The sequence below is a fragment of the Marinomonas sp. NPDC078689 genome, from assembly GCF_044542435.1.
GTDB classification, from domain to species: Bacteria; Pseudomonadota; Gammaproteobacteria; order Pseudomonadales; family Marinomonadaceae; genus Marinomonas; species Marinomonas arenicola.
The window spans coordinates 420,976-439,800 of record NZ_JBITUJ010000002.1 but is presented as its reverse complement, the minus strand read 5'-3'; the positions used below and the strand labels follow the sequence as shown (position 1 = coordinate 439,800).

The 18,825-nt window shown below is 45.5% G+C and carries 19 protein-coding genes; 8 read left to right on the top strand and 11 right to left on the bottom strand.

Annotated elements, in window-relative coordinates; genetic code table 11:
• Nucleotides 1-71: 71 nt before the first annotated feature.
• A complete protein-coding gene (locus ACIGBN_RS05160) occupies nt 72-1,103 on the bottom strand; it encodes a TAXI family TRAP transporter solute-binding subunit (protein ID WP_133002954.1) in 1,032 nt (343 codons plus the stop codon).
• Nucleotides 1,104-1,340: 237 nt separating this feature from the next.
• Between ACIGBN_RS05160 and ACIGBN_RS05155 the strand changes: the two genes are divergently transcribed.
• From ACIGBN_RS05155 to ACIGBN_RS05140, 4 genes are all read left to right on the top strand, one after another.
• Nucleotides 1,341-1,958, top strand: a complete 618-nt coding sequence (locus ACIGBN_RS05155) for an HAD family hydrolase (protein ID WP_396664012.1) — start codon at nt 1,341-1,343, stop codon at nt 1,956-1,958.
• A gap of 96 nt (nt 1,959-2,054) precedes the next feature.
• Entirely contained in the window at nt 2,055-2,795 is a 741-nt protein-coding gene (locus ACIGBN_RS05150; protein WP_396664010.1) for a class I SAM-dependent methyltransferase, read from the top strand.
• A 93-nt stretch (nt 2,796-2,888) separates the two neighbouring features.
• Nucleotides 2,889-4,853, top strand: coding sequence for an acetate--CoA ligase (acs, locus tag ACIGBN_RS05145; RefSeq protein WP_396664008.1), 1,965 nt, complete (start codon nt 2,889-2,891; stop codon nt 4,851-4,853).
• A 24-nt stretch (nt 4,854-4,877) separates the two neighbouring features.
• Entirely contained in the window at nt 4,878-5,525 is a 648-nt protein-coding gene (locus ACIGBN_RS05140) for a response regulator transcription factor (RefSeq protein ID WP_133002958.1), read from the top strand.
• Between the two features lie 2 nt (nt 5,526-5,527).
• On the opposite strand, the gene yidD is transcribed toward ACIGBN_RS05140, so the two are convergent.
• Nucleotides 5,528-5,776: a membrane protein insertion efficiency factor YidD gene (gene yidD, locus ACIGBN_RS05135; RefSeq protein ID WP_133002959.1), complete on the bottom strand. Its 249-nt coding sequence runs from the start codon at nt 5,774-5,776 to the stop codon at nt 5,528-5,530.
• A 66-nt stretch (nt 5,777-5,842) separates the two neighbouring features.
• Here yidD and ACIGBN_RS05130 point away from each other — a divergent pair, with 66 nt between their 5' ends.
• Nucleotides 5,843-6,715 carry a prephenate dehydratase gene (locus ACIGBN_RS05130; protein WP_396664005.1) on the top strand — a complete coding sequence of 291 codons (873 nt, stop codon included), beginning with the start codon at nt 5,843-5,845 and terminating at the stop codon, nt 6,713-6,715.
• Nucleotides 6,716-6,917: 202 nt separating this feature from the next.
• Nucleotides 6,918-7,721, top strand: a complete 804-nt coding sequence (locus ACIGBN_RS05125; RefSeq protein ID WP_396664003.1) for a glycosyltransferase family 32 protein — start codon at nt 6,918-6,920, stop codon at nt 7,719-7,721.
• Between the two features lie 60 nt (nt 7,722-7,781).
• Here the strand turns inward: ACIGBN_RS05125 and ACIGBN_RS05120 are convergent, their stop codons facing one another.
• A complete protein-coding gene (locus ACIGBN_RS05120; RefSeq protein WP_243712000.1) occupies nt 7,782-8,567 on the bottom strand; it encodes an alpha/beta fold hydrolase in 786 nt (261 codons plus the stop codon).
• A 66-nt stretch (nt 8,568-8,633) separates the two neighbouring features.
• Here ACIGBN_RS05120 and ACIGBN_RS05115 point away from each other — a divergent pair, with 66 nt between their 5' ends.
• Entirely contained in the window at nt 8,634-9,239 is a 606-nt protein-coding gene (locus tag ACIGBN_RS05115) for a CDP-alcohol phosphatidyltransferase family protein (RefSeq protein ID WP_396664001.1), read from the top strand.
• Nucleotides 9,240-9,327: 88 nt separating this feature from the next.
• On the opposite strand, the gene yfaE is transcribed toward ACIGBN_RS05115, so the two are convergent.
• The 4 genes from yfaE to ACIGBN_RS05095 form a co-directional block, all read right to left on the bottom strand.
• Complete coding sequence (yfaE, locus tag ACIGBN_RS05110; RefSeq protein ID WP_133002963.1) at nt 9,328-9,624, bottom strand: class I ribonucleotide reductase maintenance protein YfaE; 297 nt, start codon at nt 9,622-9,624, stop codon at nt 9,328-9,330.
• Nucleotides 9,608-10,741, bottom strand: a complete 1,134-nt coding sequence (gene nrdB / locus ACIGBN_RS05105) for a class Ia ribonucleoside-diphosphate reductase subunit beta (RefSeq protein WP_133002964.1) — start codon at nt 10,739-10,741, stop codon at nt 9,608-9,610. Before nrdB ends, yfaE begins: the two co-directional genes overlap by 17 nt.
• Nucleotides 10,742-10,917: 176 nt before the next feature.
• Nucleotides 10,918-13,182 (bottom strand): class 1a ribonucleoside-diphosphate reductase subunit alpha, encoded by a 2,265-nt coding sequence (gene nrdA / locus ACIGBN_RS05100; protein WP_396663999.1) that lies wholly within the window; start codon nt 13,180-13,182, stop codon nt 10,918-10,920.
• Between the two features lie 309 nt (nt 13,183-13,491).
• Entirely contained in the window at nt 13,492-14,211 is a 720-nt protein-coding gene (locus ACIGBN_RS05095) for a heparan-alpha-glucosaminide N-acetyltransferase (RefSeq protein WP_396663997.1), read from the bottom strand.
• Between ACIGBN_RS05095 and ACIGBN_RS05090 the strand changes: the two genes are divergently transcribed.
• Nucleotides 14,169-14,795, top strand: coding sequence for an alpha-ketoglutarate-dependent dioxygenase AlkB family protein (locus tag ACIGBN_RS05090; protein WP_396663995.1), 627 nt, complete (start codon nt 14,169-14,171; stop codon nt 14,793-14,795). The genes ACIGBN_RS05095 and ACIGBN_RS05090 overlap by 43 nt on opposite strands.
• Before the next feature lie 15 nt (nt 14,796-14,810).
• Here ACIGBN_RS05090 and pdxH read toward each other — a convergent pair whose 3' ends face one another.
• From pdxH to ACIGBN_RS05070, 4 genes are read right to left on the bottom strand one after another with little or no spacing between them, the layout of a single operon-like run.
• A complete protein-coding gene (pdxH, locus tag ACIGBN_RS05085; protein WP_396663993.1) occupies nt 14,811-15,452 on the bottom strand; it encodes a pyridoxamine 5'-phosphate oxidase in 642 nt (213 codons plus the stop codon).
• A 2-nt stretch (nt 15,453-15,454) separates the two neighbouring features.
• Nucleotides 15,455-16,087 carry a 2-polyprenyl-3-methyl-6-methoxy-1,4-benzoquinone monooxygenase gene (gene coq7 / locus ACIGBN_RS05080; protein WP_341564006.1) on the bottom strand — a complete coding sequence of 211 codons (633 nt, stop codon included), beginning with the start codon at nt 16,085-16,087 and terminating at the stop codon, nt 15,455-15,457.
• A 14-nt stretch (nt 16,088-16,101) separates the two neighbouring features.
• Nucleotides 16,102-16,443: a histidine triad nucleotide-binding protein gene (locus ACIGBN_RS05075; protein ID WP_341564005.1), complete on the bottom strand. Its 342-nt coding sequence runs from the start codon at nt 16,441-16,443 to the stop codon at nt 16,102-16,104.
• Between the two features lie 43 nt (nt 16,444-16,486).
• On the bottom strand, nt 16,487-18,793 hold the full coding sequence (locus ACIGBN_RS05070) for a 7TM diverse intracellular signaling domain-containing protein (RefSeq protein ID WP_396663990.1): 2,307 nt from the start codon (nt 18,791-18,793) through the stop codon (nt 16,487-16,489).
• Between the last annotated feature and the right edge of the window lie 32 nt (nt 18,794-18,825).

The window sequence follows — 18,825 nt, the reverse complement described above, 5'->3', positions numbered from 1 at the left end:
TTGTACAAACAGGAGGAAAGCAGAAAGCAGTATCGCCCCCTACTAGGGAGCGATACTTACGAACGATTCGATTATTCAGCGATTAAATCAGCAGGAATTTTGATTCCTTGCTCACGGTAATAACGTGCGGCGCCTGGGTGAAGCGGTACAGGTAACCCTGCAATGGCTTTTTCAAGGGACATAACCGCTGTCGCTTTGTGAATCGCACTTAGGTAACCCAAGTTTTCATACAAGGCTTTTGTTAGCTGGTAAACGTCTTCGTCTGAAACATCGGCACGAGTGGCCAAGAAGTTAGGCTGAGCGATGGTGTTAATTGGCTTGCTTTGGCCTGGGTAAGTGTTCGCAGGAACCACATAGCGCGTCCAAAGGTTGTAGTTACCGTTGGCTTTTTTCATTTGCTCATCGGTGAAATCCAACACAGTGACGTTATCGCCACCAAGAGACGCGTACAAACGGGTTACCGCACTAACAGGAACACCCGCTGGCGTGTTCATGCCTTCGATGTTGCCGTTTTGCATAGCGTCAGCACTGGCACCATAGCCCATGTAAGCCAAACTAAAGTTGTCTGGTTGAATGCCTAGGCCTTTAAAGATTTGGCGACCGGAGCCTTCTGTACCAGAGTTTTTGGGACCAATGGAAAACTTATTATTAGTGCCTTCGATGCCTTTTAAGTCTTCAATCGTACCGGTTTTGACCAGATTGGATTTGATTGAGAAGTGCTCAACGTTTTGCCACAACATAGAAACAGAACGTAATTCCGTTTGCTTACCAGATTGTGTTAGTGGGCCTTCGCCATTCCATGCCCAAGCACCATAGAGACCTTGTAAAATGGCAAATTGTGCTTGGCTTTCTCTTAGCAGCTTGATGTTTTCACCTGATCCAGCAGAGCTGATAGCAGACAAAGACATACCAAATTTAGGTTCTAGTTTTACTTTACTCAGTGTCGCGATCGCAACACCAACAGGGTAGTAGGTACCGCCCGTTGAGGCAGTAGCAAGAATGTAGTTTCTGTTGTCGGCGGCCAAACTACTGGTTGCTGTTAAGGCAATGGTAGCGGCTGTCGCAGTGGCGAAAATTGTTTTTGTTAAGAATCCCGGTTTCATTTTATTTTTCTCCTTGGAGAGAGTGTCATAGCTTATTATTGTTGGTGATTTTGTTATTACTATCATGGTTAATCCTGAATAAATCAGAATGCTTAATCATGATAGGGTAGTGACTAACGGCTTAAGTTGACCGTGTTTTGTAAAAATAATTCAAAGATAAATCGTAATATTGCGCGAGTCTAGGCTCATTCTTGCACATTTATTCCGTTTTTATAACCAAGAGTAAGAGGATTGTCTATGAAAAATGCAGATATCAGTGTGGTGTTGTTTGATTTAGGAGGGGTATTAGTCGACCTCGGCGATGTGAGTCAAATGCACGAAATGCTGAATACTGAAGGAGAAGAGGCCGCGGTTTGGCTCAAATGGTTACGTTCTCCCACAGTGGCTGCGTTTGACTCTGGTCGGATTAGTTTTGATGAATTTGCTGAGCGATTACCAGACGAAGTGGGCAGTTCCGTGGCGTCCGCGGTTTTTAAACAGGCGTTTCAAGCGTGGCCAAAAGGGTTGTTTGCGGGGGCATTAGAGTTAGTGCAATCGATAAAGCCACACTACCACAGAGCGGTGTTATCGAACAACAATGCTGCCCACTGGTCCCGCTTGATGAATGAAATGGGGCTTGCTGGAAATTTTCACAGTTATTTTGCTTCTCATTTGATAGGGTCGGTAAAGCCGGATCGCGCTATTTACGATTACGTGCTTGATGCATTACAGGTTGCACCAGACGAAATTTTGTTTATTGATGACAATCAAATAAACATTGATATGGCACAATCAATGGGTATTCAGGCGTATCGCGTTAAGGGTGTTGAGGAAGCAAAAAGCGTATTAAATTCCTATAATGTATTGCAGGAATAGACGTTATTTGCTGATTAAAATAACAAGGTATTGCGCTCCCTTGACAGGAAGTCATTGTCGTCGAGATAGCAAAATAATTTGAATAGGGTATTTCTTATGCGTTCTTTTGATGGGCAATCTTCAAGCATTTATTCGCGAGCACGACCGACCTACCCTGCCGAGCTGTATTATTGGCTTTCTCAGCAAGTCATCAGCGCAGGGGTAGTATGGGATGCCGCTTGCGGAACCGGCCAAGCCTCTATTGATTTGGCTGCGTATTTTGACAAAGTAGAAGCATCAGACATTAGTGAGTCGCAAATCGCTGAGGCCACCCCCCACAGAAAAGTAAACTACCGCGTTTTTCCTTCTGAAAAGACCGAATACCCTGATAACTATTTCGATGCGGTTTGCATTGGGCATGCCTTGCATTGGTTTGATTTGGATTTGTTTTGGCAAGAAGTGCAACGGGTTCTCAAACCTGGCGGTTTGTTTGTGTGTTGGGGGTACAACTGGTTTACCTTGGGAGAGCCAGAAGATTTGGTGATTTCTGAGCATGTATTGCCCTTGTTATCTTCTTACTGGCCTGTCAAAAGTCGCTTACTGTGGAATCAATACAAAGACATCCATTTCCCCTTTGAGGCGATTGAAGTGCCTCAATTTGATTTATATTGTAATTGGTCTGTTTCTCAAACCATGGACTTTATTCGTTCTTGGACCGCGGCCCAATTGCGGATTCAAGATCAAGGCGATGACTTCTTGGTGGAAGCGAATCAAATGCTGCGCTCCGTATGGACTGACCCTTCCCATAAGAAGCAAGTTAGTTTGCCTTTTTTTGTCAGAGCTGGGCGAATGAAATAAGCATCGCTAAGACTAAAGTGGAATAGATCATAGAATTCAGCAAGCTATAGTAGCTTAAGCATCCTTAAAACAACTTTAAAAATGGAGCGAGTTATGACGTCATTATACAGTGATACTGCTAAAGAAGTGGCCAACAATGCCACTGTCAGCCAGGCAGAATTCGAAAAGCGTTACCAAGAATCCATCGACAACCCAGAGGCTTTTTGGGCGAAAGAAGGACAGCGTTTAGATTGGATCGCCCCTTACAGTAAGGTGAAAAACACCTCGTTCGAACGTGGTAATGTCAGCATAAAATGGTTTGAGGATGGCACGCTAAATGTTGCCCACAACTGTATTGATCGCCATTTAGCAAAGCACGCTGATAAAGTTGCGTATTACCTTGAAAGCGATGAAGAAAATTCAGAAAAAACGGCCATTACTTACCAAACGCTACACGATGAAGTCGGCCGTTTAGCCAATGTGTTAAAACGTCAAGGTGTAGAGAAAGGCGATCGTGTCGCTATCTATATGCCGATGATCCCACAAGCCGTATACAGCATGCTAGCGTGTGCTCGTATTGGTGCGATTCACTCCGTTATTTTTGGTGGCTTTTCTGCCCACGCCATTGCCGACCGTTTAAATGATTGTGAAGTAAAAGTGGTCATTACAGCGGATGAAGGCCGCCGAGCGGGCAATACTATTCCTTTAAAACACAACGTCGACATGGCGCTAGAAAACAACGCCTGCCCATCAGTAGAAAAAGTCATCGCCTATCGTCACACTAATAAAGATGTGCCTTGGTTTGAAGGCCGAGATCTGGATTGGGCGGTGGAAGTGGCAAACGAAAGCACCGAATGCCCTGTTGAACCGATGAACGCAGAGGACCCTTTGTTTATTCTTTATACCTCAGGGTCAACAGGCAAACCGAAAGGGGTCGTGCATACAACCGGTGGTTATTTGGTGTATGCCTCAATGACCCACGAATTGGTGTTTGACCTTAAACCCGATGATGTTTATTGGTGTGCAGCGGATGTCGGCTGGATCACTGGACACAGCTACATTGTGTACGGACCTTTGGCCAACGCGGCGACAAGCATTTTGTTTGAAGGCGTACCGACTTACCCAGATTCTGGTCGTATTGGCCGTGTGGTTGATAAATTCAATGTGTCTATTCTCTATACGGCACCGACAGCGATCCGAGCGTTAATGTCAAAAGGCGATGAAGCCACCCGTTCTAGTAAACGAAACTCTCTGCGTATTCTGGGGAGTGTGGGCGAGCCGATTAACCCAGAAGCTTGGTCTTGGTACTACACAGAAATTGGTCGTTCATCTTGCCCGGTGGTGGATACTTGGTGGCAAACCGAAACCGGTGGCATGATGATGACACCGCGTATCGTACAAACCGATATTAAACCTGGCTCTTGTACTGGCCCTCTGTTTGGGGTGCAGCCTGCCTTATTGGACGCACAAGGTGTTTTGTTAGACGCTCAAGGTGTTAGAGTCGATGGTGGTTTGGTCATTACCGATTCTTGGCCTGGCCAAGCGCGCACCGTTTATGGTGACCATGAACGTTTTGAGCAAACCTATTTTAGTACGTTTGATGGCATGTATTTTACCGGTGATGGGGCGTCTCGAGACGAAGACGGTCATTACTGGATAACCGGTCGAATGGACGATGTATTAAACGTGTCTGGACACCGTTTGGGTACGGCCGAAATTGAAAGCGCGTTAGTTGCACACCCTTCTGTCGCAGAAGCGGCCATCGTTGGTTACCCACACGATATTAAAGGCCAAGGCATTTATGTGTATGTGGCTTTGGTGGATGGGATTGAGCCAAGCGATGAGCTGATGAAAGAATTGAAACAGTTTGTACGCAAAGAAATTGGTCCAATTGCGACACCAGACCTCATCCAATGGGCGACCAAAGGGCTGCCAAAAACCCGCTCAGGTAAGATCATGCGTCGTATTTTGCGTAAGATTGCGGCCAATGAACAGGACCAATTAGGTGACACAAGTACCTTGGCGGATCCAAGTGTGGTTGATGATTTGATCGATAACCGTTTAAATATGAAATCTTAATAACACTTAAAAAAAGAGTCGTTAGTGATTTCACTTATTATTGCAGATGATCATCCTCTGTTTCGCAGTGCGCTAAGCAGCGCATTGCGGGCAGAAATGAAAGGTATTTCCATTGAAGAAGCTTATGATCTGGATTCGACATTGCGCTGTTTACGGCAAATGGAGGATGTGGATCTGCTTCTTTTGGACTTAAACATGCCCGGCAGTGGTGATTTATTCGGGCTTATTCGAATTCGCACCGACTTTCCTGATATTCCTGTTGCTGTGATTTCTGGCAGTGATGATGTGAGCATGGTGGCAAAAGTCATCGAAGCGGGGGCGCTGGGCTTTATTCCTAAGACCAGTGAACCGGTTCTTTATAGCAATGCCATTAACGCCATTTTAGCGGGAGACATTTGGCTTCCTGACTATCTAGAATCTGAATTACAAGATCAACCAAAACCTGATTTGAGCATGCAGCATCGAGTGGCGGAGTTAACGCCGCAGCAATACAAGGTGCTTTGTTATCTTCATGAAGGGTTGTTGAATAAACAAATCGCCTATGAATTGTCGATTTCTGAAGCGACGGTGAAAGCGCACATAACAGCGATCTTTCGTAAGCTTGAGATTAATAATCGTACGCAAGCGGTGCTGGTGGCCAGTGATTTGAAATTACAGATTGGTCACCCGTAACACTACTTTTTGTCTTGCTCTTCTTGGCAGTGAGCACAAGGAGGCACAGGGTCCATACCACCTTCATGCCACGGGTGGCATTTGGCCAATCTTCTTACTCCTAGGTAAACGCCTTTTATGATGCCGAAGCGTTCAATGGCTTCGATCATATAACGAGAGCAACTTGGGTAGAATCGGCAATTATTGCCAAGCAGGGGGCTGATAATGAACTGATAGCCTCTTATCAACTTAATAAATAGGGTTTTTATCATAAGGTTGCTTTGTCTTTTAAAACGCGGTCTAGTGGTGGTTCCTACTCACATAAAAACGAATATACCATGTCAGAACAGATTACTCATTTTGATGCGACTCAGGTTGTGGCCTATCAAGGCGAGCCGGGCGCTTACTCTCATCTAGCCTGTAAACAAACATTCCCGAACTGGAAGAGCGTTAACTGTGCCACCTTTGCAGACGCCTTGCAAATGGTCGAGCAGGGCAGTGCGTATTACGCCATGATCCCCGTCGAGAATTCCACCGCAGGCCGAGTAGAAGAAATTTATCGTGAGCTGAGGCGTACTCAGTTGTATGTGGTGAAAGAGCACTTTGAACCGGTCAATCATTGTTTAATGGCACGTCATGGGATGACGTTGGAGCAGGTAAAACGGATTGGTAGCCACCCGCAAGCACTGGCGCAATGTGATAGCAATATCAAAGCATTGGGGGCGAAAAATCTTGCCATGTACGACACCGCCGGTGCGGCAAAGCACATTGCCGAACAAGAGGAAGCTGACTTAGCGGTTATTTCCTCAGAGCTGGCCGCTGAGTTGTACGGGCTAAATATACTAAAAACCTACTTTAATGACACTCAAGGCAACACTACGCGTTTTTTGGTGTTTGCGAAGCAGCAGAAAATGCCGGTTTTTGAAGTGCAACAGACTTACATCACTTCTTTTATGTTTCGCGTGCGAAATATTCCTGCGGCACTGTATAAAGCCATGGGGGGCTTTGCGACGAACGGCATTAACATGTTGAAACTGGAAAGTTACATGGTGAATGGGCATTTTACGGCGACTCAGTTTTACGTCGATGTGGAAGCGCATTTTCAAGACCCTGCGATGCAAAGTGCGTTGGAGGAATTGCGTTTTTTCTCAGAAGAAATTCGACTGTTAGGCACGTATTACGCGGATGAATATCGCACCAAAAGTAAGTGAATGTGCGAAGAGCTGCAAGGCTGCGACAGTCTTAAGCGATTTTATCTAGATTCTCGGTTATGGGCTTTTCATTAATCTGTAAGAAAACCGTGTTACCTATGTTGTTAAGCGGGTATTGATACTCTGTGTTAATCGACCATATAAAGTGTGGGTTGACACAGAATGCCCATGTTTAGCACGACTGACATAGGTACATCATCTAATGAATAATTCCTTCAAAATGGTCGCTAATCGCAGTATTCGTTTGTGCGGTAATCTGGTGAAAATATTCTCTTATCCGTTCCATTTTATTTTTCCTAACCTGCGTTTTACCCTCCCTGACTACTCAAAAGCCAAGTTTACCACTCATAACCGATCCGCTATTCCTAAGGTTATTTGGCAGACTAATTATTCCAATCGCTGTACCTTACCCGTCTATGTGAACTACCTTTTTAATCGTATGATGTCGCTGGATTACGATTACCGTTATGTCAGTACAGAGGCGCGGGAGAGATTTATGAAAGAGCAGGCTCCTGTTGAAGTGTGCCGAGCCTATTTGAAACTCAATGACGGCGCTGCGCAGGCGGATCTGTGGCGAGCCGTGAACTTATACGCCAATGGTGGTGTGTACATGGACATAGACGCATCACTTGTGTGGCCGCTTAGCCAAACGCTAAAAGAAGATCACGATGCCTTGTATATTAAGTTTAAGAAGAACAATACAGAGTTCACCAATTTCTTTTTAGCGGCCACACCGAACAATCATCACTACCAATGTGCTATCGATAAAATTGTCTCCAACATTAACCGTTATCGAATATTGAAAAAGAAAGGCGTTTATAACACCACTGGGCCGACTGTATGGAATGAGGTGTTAGAGGGAGAAGTCGTCGCGAGTTTGCCAAGAGGTTATGTTTGTATTCAAGGGGCTTTTACCAATGAGCACTTTCAATATCTCGATAAGCCGAAAGGCAAATGGACACATCTTCATGACGATGACCTGATTAAGGTCGCTCCTAGTCGCTAACACAAACCACGTTTATTGCGCTTATTAAAACGCCCTGAGAACAGGGCGTTTTATGGGCGGTTATTTGCTTAAAAAACGTTTTACCAAACCCGTAAATACGGCGGGTTTTTCGGCGTGCAACCAATGGCCTGTGTCTGGGATCATTTTGAATTCTGCGTTAGGAAAGAGTGCCATGATGGCGCTTTGGTAATCGGCCACTATGTAGTTCGACTTTTCCCCTTTGATAAACAGCGTTGGCGTATCGATGGGCGTAGTAATCTCTGGTTTTTGTAGAATCGTGGCGTAACTGTTGGCGATGTTGTCGAGAGAGAGCACCAAACTTAAACCTTTGTCTGTTTTTGTAAGATTTTTCAGTAAGAACTGTCTAATAGGCAGGCTTGGTTCGAATTGGCTCAATAAGGTGTCGGCTTGTTTGCGCGATTGAAGGTCTGCTTGGTCAATGGCTTTTAGGCCTTTGAATATGTCGGTGTGGCCTGGCTGATAATCCACAGGGGAAATGTCTGCGATAATCAGCTTTGTCACTTGGTTTGGCTTGGCCATGGCGGCCATCTGCATGGCAACTTTTCCGCCCATTGAGTGTCCGAGAAGAGAGAAGGAGGACAGCTGAGTTGAATTGGCCCACGCTAGAATAGCGCTGGCCATTTTAGGGTAGCTGGCTTCTTCTAACGCAGAGGACTTGCCATGATTGGGCAAATCTAAGCAATACACAGTAAAGTGTTCAGCAAGAGATTGCGCGATAGAGTGCCAGTTGTCTGCGTTGCCAAAAAGGCCATGAATGATGACAAGGGCAGGGCCAGATTCACCGTATTGTTTTGCGTGTATCATAATAACCTTATTGTTCAACATCGAATTTAACCTATTGTAACAAGTCTTTAGACTGTTCGCTTCCATTCAAACAAGGCACTTTTTTTCATGTTAGATACCTTTTTTATTCGAAATTTAAAACAACCATTAGCCCGCTTAGCGAAAGGCTTGGATGCACTCGGCGTCACGGCCAATGGCATTACAGTGGTCGGTTTTCTGTTTGGCATTTTAGTCTTGCCAGCCCTCTATTTTGAGATGACCTTTGTGGCGCTGTTGTTGATTGTGTTCAATCGCGCGATGGATGGATTGGATGGCGCGGTGGCGCGTATTCAAGGACCAACCGATTTGGGTGGTTATTTAGACATTACGTTGGATTTTATTTTTTATTCCGCGGTGGTGTTTGGTTTCGCGTTGATGAACCCTGCTGAAAATGCCTTGGCCGCCAGCTTTTTGATTTTTGCGTTTATGGGCACGGGAAGCAGCTTTTTAGCCTTTGCTATCATGGCGGAAAAACGCAATATCGAGCGTTTAGACTATGGTCGCAAGTCGCTTTATTTTTTAGGGGGCTTAACAGAAGGCACAGAGACAATCTTGTTCTTGGTGCTTATTTGTCTGCTACCTAGTTACTTTTCAGTGTTGGCTTATGTGTTTGGGGCGGCGTGTTGGGTAACGACAGCAACTCGTCTCTACGCAGGTTACCGGACTTTGTCTTAGGCGCTATGTGTGCCTTGCTCTAGGGGGAGTGCGATGAAGGGCTGGCCATTGACAATGCAATGGCCAGAATATCTTTATTTATGGGGGGTTATTCGTGGAAAAACGCGATTTCAATGTCGCTTTTTACGATTGCACAGCAGGCAAGCATGTAGCCACTGTGAACCCAAGCGAGGGGCTCAAATGGGTATTCCACCTGACCCCATAAGAGTTTGATTGAGCAAGATGAGCAGTAACCTTCGCGGCATTGATATTCTATGTGAATACCGGCTCTTTCAAGCTGAGGGAGCAAAGGCTCGTCTTCAGTGACGAGAAACTGCTGCTTGCCCAATAATACTCGATGGACTTGGTCTTTAGACGGCGTACCTTGTTTAGAGGTCGAAGTCATCGAAGTCTGAATCGTCTAAGTTATTGTCTGTTTGACCTACCAAGTAAGAGCTAATTTCCGCTTCTTGTGGCGCCACTTGTACGTTGTCACTGACTAACCAAGCATTGATCCAAGGAATTGGGTTGTGCTTAGTACCGAAGCAAGCGTCTAGACCCACTGCCTGCATGCGCACATTGGTAATGTATTCAACATATTGGCCAAGAATTTGTGCATTCAAACCAATCATTGAACCATCTTTAAAGAGGTAGCTTGCCCATTCTTTTTCTTGCTCGGCGGCTTCTATGAAGATGTTGCGAACTTCTTCTTGGCATTCTGCTGCAATAACAGCCATTTCTGGGTCATCTTTGCCTGATGCCATTAGGTTCAGCATGTGCTGAGTGCCCGTTAGGTGAAGGGCTTCATCACGAGCGATCAGTTTGATGATCTTAGCGTTGCCTTCCATGAGTGTGCGTTCGGCAAACGCAAAGCTACACGCGAAGCTCACGTAGAAACGAATGGCTTCTAAAACGTTTACCGACGCAATGGTTAGATAGAGGGCTTTTTTAAGCGTCGGCATTGAGATCTCAACATTGCCTTTGCCTGGAATATGGTGCGTGCCCATGCCTAGCGTGTTGTACAAACTCACCATTTCAATTAAACGGTCGTAGTAGACAGAGACGCTGTCTGCGCGTTTGGTGATTTCCGTGTTGACGGTAATGTCGTCAAAAATGACGGTCGGATCATTGACGATATTACGAATAATATGAGTGTAAGAACGGCTGTGGATGGTCTCACTGAAAGACCATGTTTCAATCCAAGTTTCTAATTCAGGTAGAGAAACAATCGGTAATAACGCGACATTCGGTGAGCGGCCTTGCACACTGTCTAGCAAGGTTTGGTATTTCAGGTTGCTCAAAAAGATGTGTTGTTCATGCTCTGCCAGTCGTTGGAAATCTTTGCGATCGCTAGAAAGATCGACTTCTTCTGGGCGCCAAAAGAAAGACAATTGTTTTTCAATCAGCTTTTCAAAAATAGGGTGTTTTTGCTGGTCGTAGCGAGCAACATTGACATTTTCACCAAAGAACATAGGTTCTTTCATACTATCGAATTGCTTGCGGTTAAAAGTCGAGTAACTCATTGCTCAGGGGATTCCTTAAATTCGTCAGGCATTCTAGAGAGGAAGGCCTTAGAGAGTGATTAATTTTCTGTTTCGCTTTACACAACTAAGCCCCATCTAGGATGGGGCTCGTGTCTGCGCTATTTCAACGGTATTAGTTTACCAATAACGCAGGGTCTGTAAGACAAATATCAGACCTAAATTTTACAAGCGCCACCAGCACAGTCATCAATATCGTCTTGCTGATCGTCCGCGCCGTCACGGGTGTTATGGTAATAAAGCGTTTTAACACCCAGTTTGTAAGCGGTTAGAAGGTCTTTTAGGATTACCTTCATTGGCACTTTTTGAGACTCAAATTTCTGTGGATCGTAGTTTGTGTTTGCTGAAATCGCTTGGTCGACAAACTTCTGCATAATACCCACAAGCTGCAAGTAACCATCGTTTGAAGGGATGGTCCATAGTAGCTCATATTGCTCTTTTAGGCGATCAAACTCAGGTACCACTTGTTTCAGGATACCGTCTTTGCTGGCTTTCACAGAGACAAAACCACGTGGTGGCTCAATACCATTGGTCGCGTTGCTGATCTGAGACGAGGTTTCAGAAGGCATCAGCGCCGTGAGTGTTGAGTTACGCAAACCGTGCGTCACTATGTCGCTACGCAATGTTTCCCAATCGTAGTAAAGCTCAGGAGAAACGATGTTATCGATTTCTTTTTTGTAAGAATCGATTGGCAAAATGCCTTTTGCGTAGGTCGTTTCGTTGAACGCCAAGCAAGGGCCGAATTCTTTCGCCAACTTATTCGAAGCTTTTAGTAGGTAATACTGAATCGCTTCGAAGGTTTTGTGAGTCAATTCGTTGGCACTGCCATCCGAGTAACGCACACCGTTTTTCGCAAGGTAGTATGCGTAGTTGATCACACCCACACCCAAAGTACGGCGCAGTTCAGTCGCACGTTGTGCGGCTGGGATTGGGTAGTTTTGGTAATCAAGCAAAGCGTCTAATGCGCGAACGATCAGTTCAGACAGCTCTTCTAGTTCATCAAGGTTGTCCAACGCGCCAAGGTTAAAGGCAGACAGAGTACAAAGGGCGATTTCGCCTTCTGGATCGTCGATGCGATTTAATGGTTTTGTCGGTAGCGCGATTTCTAGACACAAGTTACTTTGTTTAACCGGCGCAACGGCTGGGTCAAACGGGCTGTGCGTATTACAGTGGTCCACGTTTTGTAGATAGATACGACCAGTGCTTGCACGCTCAGAAGCAAACAAGGTAAAGAGTTCAGACGCTTTAATGGTTTGCTTGCGAATGGACTCATCTTGTTCGTATTGAACGTATAGACGGTCAAACTCTTCTTGGTCAGCAAAGAAGGCATCGTATAGACCAGGCACATCGGATGGGCTGAACAAGGTGATGTTGCCGCCTTTGATCAAGCGTTGGTACATCAAACGGTTAAACTGAACGCCGTAATCTAGGTGACGAACACGGTTTTCTTCCACACCACGGTTGTTTTTCAATACCAACAGGCTTTCTACTTCTAGATGCCAGATAGGGTAGAAAACAGTCGCAGCACCACCACGTACACCACCTTGTGAACAGCTTTTTACCGCTGTCTGGAAGTGTTTGTAGAATGGGATACAGCCTGTATGGAAAGCTTCACCACCACGGATTGGGCTACCCAAAGCGCGAATGGCACCAGCGTTCACACCAATACCAGCACGTTGACTGACGTACTTAACGATGGCGCTAGAGGTTGCGTTGATAGAATCCAGCGAGTCGCCACATTCGATCAAGACACAGCTACTAAACTGACGTGTTGGCGTACGGATGCCAGACATGATCGGTGTTGGTAGCGAGATTTTGAACTTAGAAACCGCGTCGTAAAAACGTTTGATCAATAACAAACGCTCACTCTTATCGTAGCCTGCAAACAAACACGCAGCGACCAGAATATAAATAAACTGTGGGCTTTCGTAGATTTGACCAGTTACACGGTTTTGAACGAGGTATTTCCCTTCTAGCTGCTTAACGGCAGCGTAAGAGAAGTCCATGTCACGAGAGTGATCAATGAAGCTGTTTAGTTGCTCAAAATCTTCTTTAGAATAATCTTTTAACAGATTCTCATCGTAACGTTTTTGCTCAACAAGGTTTTGTACATGATCATAAAGGTGCGGTGGCTCAAAATCGCCGAAGGCTTTTTTACGCAAATGGAAGATAGCAAGACGCGCTGCAAGATATTGGTAATCTGGGGTGTTTTCCGAGATTAGATCCGCCGCCGATTTGATCAAAGTTTCGTGAATATCAGTGGTTCGAATCCCTTCAAAGAACTGAATTTGGGCTTTTAATTCGACTTGGGAAACGGAGACATTGTCTAAGCCATCAGCGGCCCATGTAATGACTTTATGAATCTTCTCAAGATTGATGTTTTCGGTCTGCCCGTTACGCTTAGTAACTGTGAGAGTGCTCATGCCTTAACTTCCCATTAGTGCATTCTGTGATTTAAGAGGTGTTTACTGTATCTAGTGTTAGTTTGCTTGTTAGAACACTACATATAGTGTTTTTATCACCTGACTGTGCGAACAATAGTGCTCTTTTTTTTTAAAATCAAGACTTGATAATTGCTCCAACTTGAGGGCTGTTGCTTGCTGTAAGTGTCTACTAACTAGGTTCGCCTTAGGAAGCGGAAACTTGGTGGGAGGCAATATGCTTTTTGCCTTTTTTTAACTATTTTTACGAAAAAAAAATAGCCTTTTTTCTTGCCCAAACATCGAACAGGGTTAATGGCTTAGCACTATTTTGGCGAGGGCCACCAAAGCAAATAAAATTAACTGATGCAACAGATAGATAGGTAAGGCAAAGCGTCCCATGGCACTCAATGCGCGAACCAAAAAGTGGTTTGGAATGGTGCACTTGTGCCAATTTAGATAACCAAGCAAGGGACCAATGAGAACCACCCCAATCCACGGCAATGGAAAAAGAATGTCCAGTGTTTGGTGGGGCAAATTTAAGTAATGTACGATGGTAGGAAGCGCATTAGGAAAATGCAACCAAGAGGTTTCACTGTAGATGACAAGGATAGCACTGCCGATTAAGGCTGATAGAATAGGGCGGCTACTTAACGGCCGTACCAAAAAAGTGGCTAGAAAAATAAAGTGTAAAATGCCAAAGAACACCCAGTTATTCGGTAGTGCCAGATAGGTTCCAAGGGAAATTAGCACCGCGGCCAGCAGTACTTTGGCGTCACGTGGCCAAATAATCAACCTGAGTCGTTGGCGATTAGATAGGTACGCAGACCAGCCAACGGCGGTCAGAAATAACGTGACTATGACACGTCTAAAGTCGATCCAAAACGGGTCTGCAAAAGAGAATGAGATAAAGCCAAAATTGCCTAAATCCCAGCAAAGATGAAAGATCATCATAAGCAAAACCGCAAAACCTCGATACGCATCAAGGAATGTACTACGTGAAATCTTTAACGTACCAGGATCAGCTGACATTGGGGTCCAAAGGAAATATGACAAAGAGACGTCGGCCATCATACCGATACTCAAATTCGAGCTCAAGATTTCCTGATCTGCTGCCTTGCCTTAAAACGCGTTTAGCGTGGGAGCAAGAACGGCTCGTTCTGTTTGGCCGTGAGGTCAGTGTGCCTCGAAAAGTCGCTTTCTTGGGAGATCATGGCCTTTGTTATCGTTATTCAGGCAAAGACCACTATGGGCAAGGGTGGCCTGACTGGTTGTTGAGCACGAAACAAGAAGCGGAGCGTTTGTCAGGTCAAGGGTTTAACTCTGTGTTGCTCAATTGGTATCAGGATGGCGATGATTATATGGGCTGGCATTCCGACAGCGAAGCAACGCTTGGGCCAGCGCCAGTGGTGACTATGCTAAGTCTAGGGGCAGAAAGGACGTTTTTGTTTCGATTAAAAGGCAATCACAAGGTGAAGCATGAGCGGTGGTTGGCGAACGAAAGTTGGTTGGTGATGGCGCCATCTACTCAGGTGCTGTGGCAGCATAGTTTGCCGAAAAGAAGAAAAGTAAAAGAGGAGCGCATAAGTTTAACCTTTCGACTCCTCTTATTTTAATCGCTTTGTACTGAACTATGGCGCTTTGCGCACGAGTGTCCACTGGTCGCCAGTTTTATTGAAGCAGAGTCGATCGTGGAGTCGACTAGGGCGGCCTTGCCAAAACTCAATGAAAGTCGGTTTCAATGTGTATCCGCCCCAGTTTTCTGGGCAAGCTACTTTTTGGTTTAAGAAAGCATCGTCTTCTGCTTTAAAGGCTTTTTGTAAGGCTTCTCTATTTTTAATAATGGCGCTTTGTTTTGACGTGCGAGCGGCCAGTTGACTGCCTCGAGGGCGGCTAGAGAAATAGGTCTCAGACACTTCACGAGCGACTTTTTCTACTTCGCCTTCAATGCGAATTTGTCTCGATAGTGTCGGCCAGAAGAAGGTCAAACAAGCTTTGTTGTTGTGTGCAAGCTGTTGACCCTTGTCGCTGTCGTAGTTGGTGAAAAAGGTAAAACCTGACTCATTTCGATCTTTTAGCAATACGATGCGGGCGTGGGGCTGGCCTTGGGCATCGACTGTGCTGATCATCATGGCGGTTGGATCATCGACGCCTTCATCAATGGCGAAAGCAAGCCACTGGTCGAAGAAAGCGAAAGGGTCGTCGCCCGCGCTGTCTTCGAGTAGGTCTTCAAATTGATAATCGCGTCTAATGGAGTGAAGGTCACGGTTCATAATCAAATCCTGTAAGTAGAGGTTGTCATGACTTTTGAAACCTGGGTCATGATGGCCATAATCGGTTTAGGAAAAACATAACCACCTGACGCTAATGCCGCCTGCTTGTGTTTGGCTTCGTCAATGCGCATTTGTGTCAAAATGGCTTTGCTCTTGGCGTCTTGAGCCGGTAACGCCTCCATGTGTTTGTCCAAATGCAGGCACACCTGGTCTTCTGTGGCGGCCACAAAGCCTAAGCTTAAGCGGTCGCTGATCAGGCCGGCACCGGCCCCAATGCTAAAAGACGCACCATAAAACAGCGGGTTTAAAATACTTGGGCGGCTGCCTAGGCTATAGAGTCGTTTTTCACACCAAACCAAATGATCCACTTCCTCTTCTGCCGCGTGTTCCATTTCTTCTCTGACGGCATCCAATTTTGCTGTGCTGGCTTGGCCTGCGTACAGCGCTTGTGCACAGACTTCGCCAGTGTGATTAATGCGCATTAAGCCAATCGAATGTTTGCGTTCGGCGGCGTTTAGTGGTGCTTCTTCCTCGTTGTCGGCCGGTGATACTCGCATGGCACGGGCAGCATGGGGGACCAATGTTTGTAGGGCGCGATCAAATTGCAACACCGTTCTATCTAGAAAAGAAAACATCTAACCTCCTGTCGTTAACCTGGTGGCCAGGTCATGGCGCGGCCACCTAGGACGTGCATATGAATGTGGTAAACCGTTTGGCCACCCATCTCATTGCAGTTCATTGTTACGCGATAGCCTGCATCGCTGATGCCTTTTTCTTTGGCGACTTTTGCGGCCACGATGGGGAGCTTTCCTACGATGGGAGCATCGGCATCGGTCAAGTCGTTTAACGTACTAATATGGCGCTTAGGAATCACCAAAAAGTGCGTCGGTGCTTGAGGCATTATGTCTTCAAAGGCAATGACATCATCGTCTTGGTACAAAATAGTGGCAGGTATCTCGCCTTTGACTAATTTACAAAATAGACAGTCCATATTATTCCCTTTGTTTCTATTATTTAAGGCGTTTGTGGGTTTCTCAAGGCTCATTGAGCAAAGGTTTGATTCGAGGCAATAAAGTGGTTCTTAACCTCTCACCTTTGCGAGTTAGGCGTAACAATTGCTGTAGCAGCTCTGGTTCTAGTTCGCTGCAGGTTAATAACTCATCAAAGCCAATGGTCTTTGCGTAATCGCGCGACATTTTAACATTATTTGTAATCAGTAGGCATTGGTCTTCTGGTCTCATCAGCGGACGGAGTTTTTGGTAGGTGATGTGTGGAATATGACCGCCATTATCAAACACTAAAATAACACTGCCGTTGCGTCGGGTGTCGGGTTTTTCCAAGGACGCTAGCAGCTCATCGAGCTGGGAGAAATGTTCAATGCTATAGGGTTTTGCTTGCAGAATATTAAAGGCTTGCTGCAGGTCTTTATCATGTTGCCCGAAAAGCACTAGGTCGTAGTACACCTCTTCTTCATGCTCCAAATTCATGTGTCTGACATGGGAGTGGATTGGGATGTAGATGCTTAAGGCGCGAAATTGTCCCTGCTGGATGGTTTTTATGCTGCCATTGAGTTGCTCGATTAACAGCATGATGTAACTCATGCCTAAATCCACTGAGCTATCATGGGTGGAGACACGAGTTGGTAGTGGGGAGCAGCGTATCTCAAGAGTAGTAATGCCTTCACGGTTTAGCTCATGGCGAGTGATTTCTAAGGTTAGTGTTTGATCGGTGAAGTATTTGAACTCCAAAAGCATGGTTTCAATAAGGTGCTGAATAAGCTCGGCGTCGTGCAGGAGTTCAACGTGATGAATGTTTTTCACGACGAATTCGATGCTGGCGTTGTCTTGGTCTAGCTGTTGGAAGGTGTTGTAGGCTTCGTCGATAATCGTTGTTAGAAACAGAGGCAACGATTGCTCAGCCAATACGTGACTGTGGTTTTGCTCCGCACTGATGTAGTAATCAAGGCGCTCCGCCAGTTTTTGTAGGTTGTTATTGGCAACTTGGCCGTTATGTACCAAGGGTTTGTTGCGCTCGTTTTTAATGGCTTTTTCTATTTGTGTAAAACTGCCATCGATTACATTCAATTGGCGACGTAAGCGGCTAGAGAGGTCCGAGAGCAGGTCAAAGAGCTTGGCTTGTGAGTGACGAGTCAATCTGGCGTGATTTCTGAGCAATGGGTTTAGCTGCGCAATCATGCCGGTAAAATGAATCATGGCCTCGATAATAATGGCAATGGTCAATCCCCATTCATACACGGTCGGGCTTGGAAGAATGCCATAAGCTGACATGGTCCAAATAAAATAACCAATGAAGAGAACGAGGCGGGCAATCAAATAATAGCCAGAAAACGGCGTGTCTTTAAAGAACGCGTACATGGCCAATGCGGTGAGCGCAAACAAGGTGAAAAATGTCATCAACGACAAAAAGAAAATGTTGATGAGCTGAGGCGACACAGTGAATAAAATAGTCCCCAATGCGTTGGTGACACCCAGAGCAATCATTGCCTTGTCTAGCGTAGGAAAATACGACTTGGTGTCTAAATATAGCCGTGAGAAAAAAGTAATGGCAACGCCACAGGAGAGCGCGGCAAAATTATAGATTCGTTCTTGAATGCCGATTTGATTCGGAAAAAACTGATACAACTGACCATGTAAAGCAAGGTGCAATAAGGCAATTCCGAGCAATAGTAGGCTGTACAATATGTACATTGGGTGAGAGCTTTTGATGTAGAAAAATATATTGCTCAAGAACAGGATTAACAAAATCCCCATCAGTAACCCGGTAAAAGAAAAGTCTATTTGGGAGTCGAGAGAGACCTGTGAGAGGGTTTTAAGATGAATGCGTACATTAACCGGTAAATGGGATGACAGCTTTATATACACGGTAAAAACAGGCGGTGCGGTGCTGGGCATAGGAAACAGATAGCTGGGGTGCTCAATCAGTCGATTACTATAAGGGCGAGCCTCGCCTAATCTGGCCTGAGCTTGGTTTCCGTAGAGACTGGGTATATAGATATTCAGGTACTCTAAACGCGGGGCGTTCAGCTCGAGTAACACAGGCTCATTTTTAGTGATCCGAATCGCCACTTCGGTTCGTAACCAAATATTGCCTTTGGTTAAGCCAAGTTGTAGAAAACGGTCGTTCACCGGCAAGAAATGCGAGGCATATTCTTCCGATGAAATGGTGTCGATAGAAAGCTGCCCAGTTTCATCAATAATGTAGTACGCACTCTTGGCCACGTTAAAATCGCTGTGATTATCATCAATCAAAGCAATGTCGTTGGCTGCCCATGAGTAATTGGTTGCGCACAATAAAAAGAGTAGAATTAGTCGTGAAAACAAAAAGCTAGCCCAACCTATTTGAAGTAAGGCTA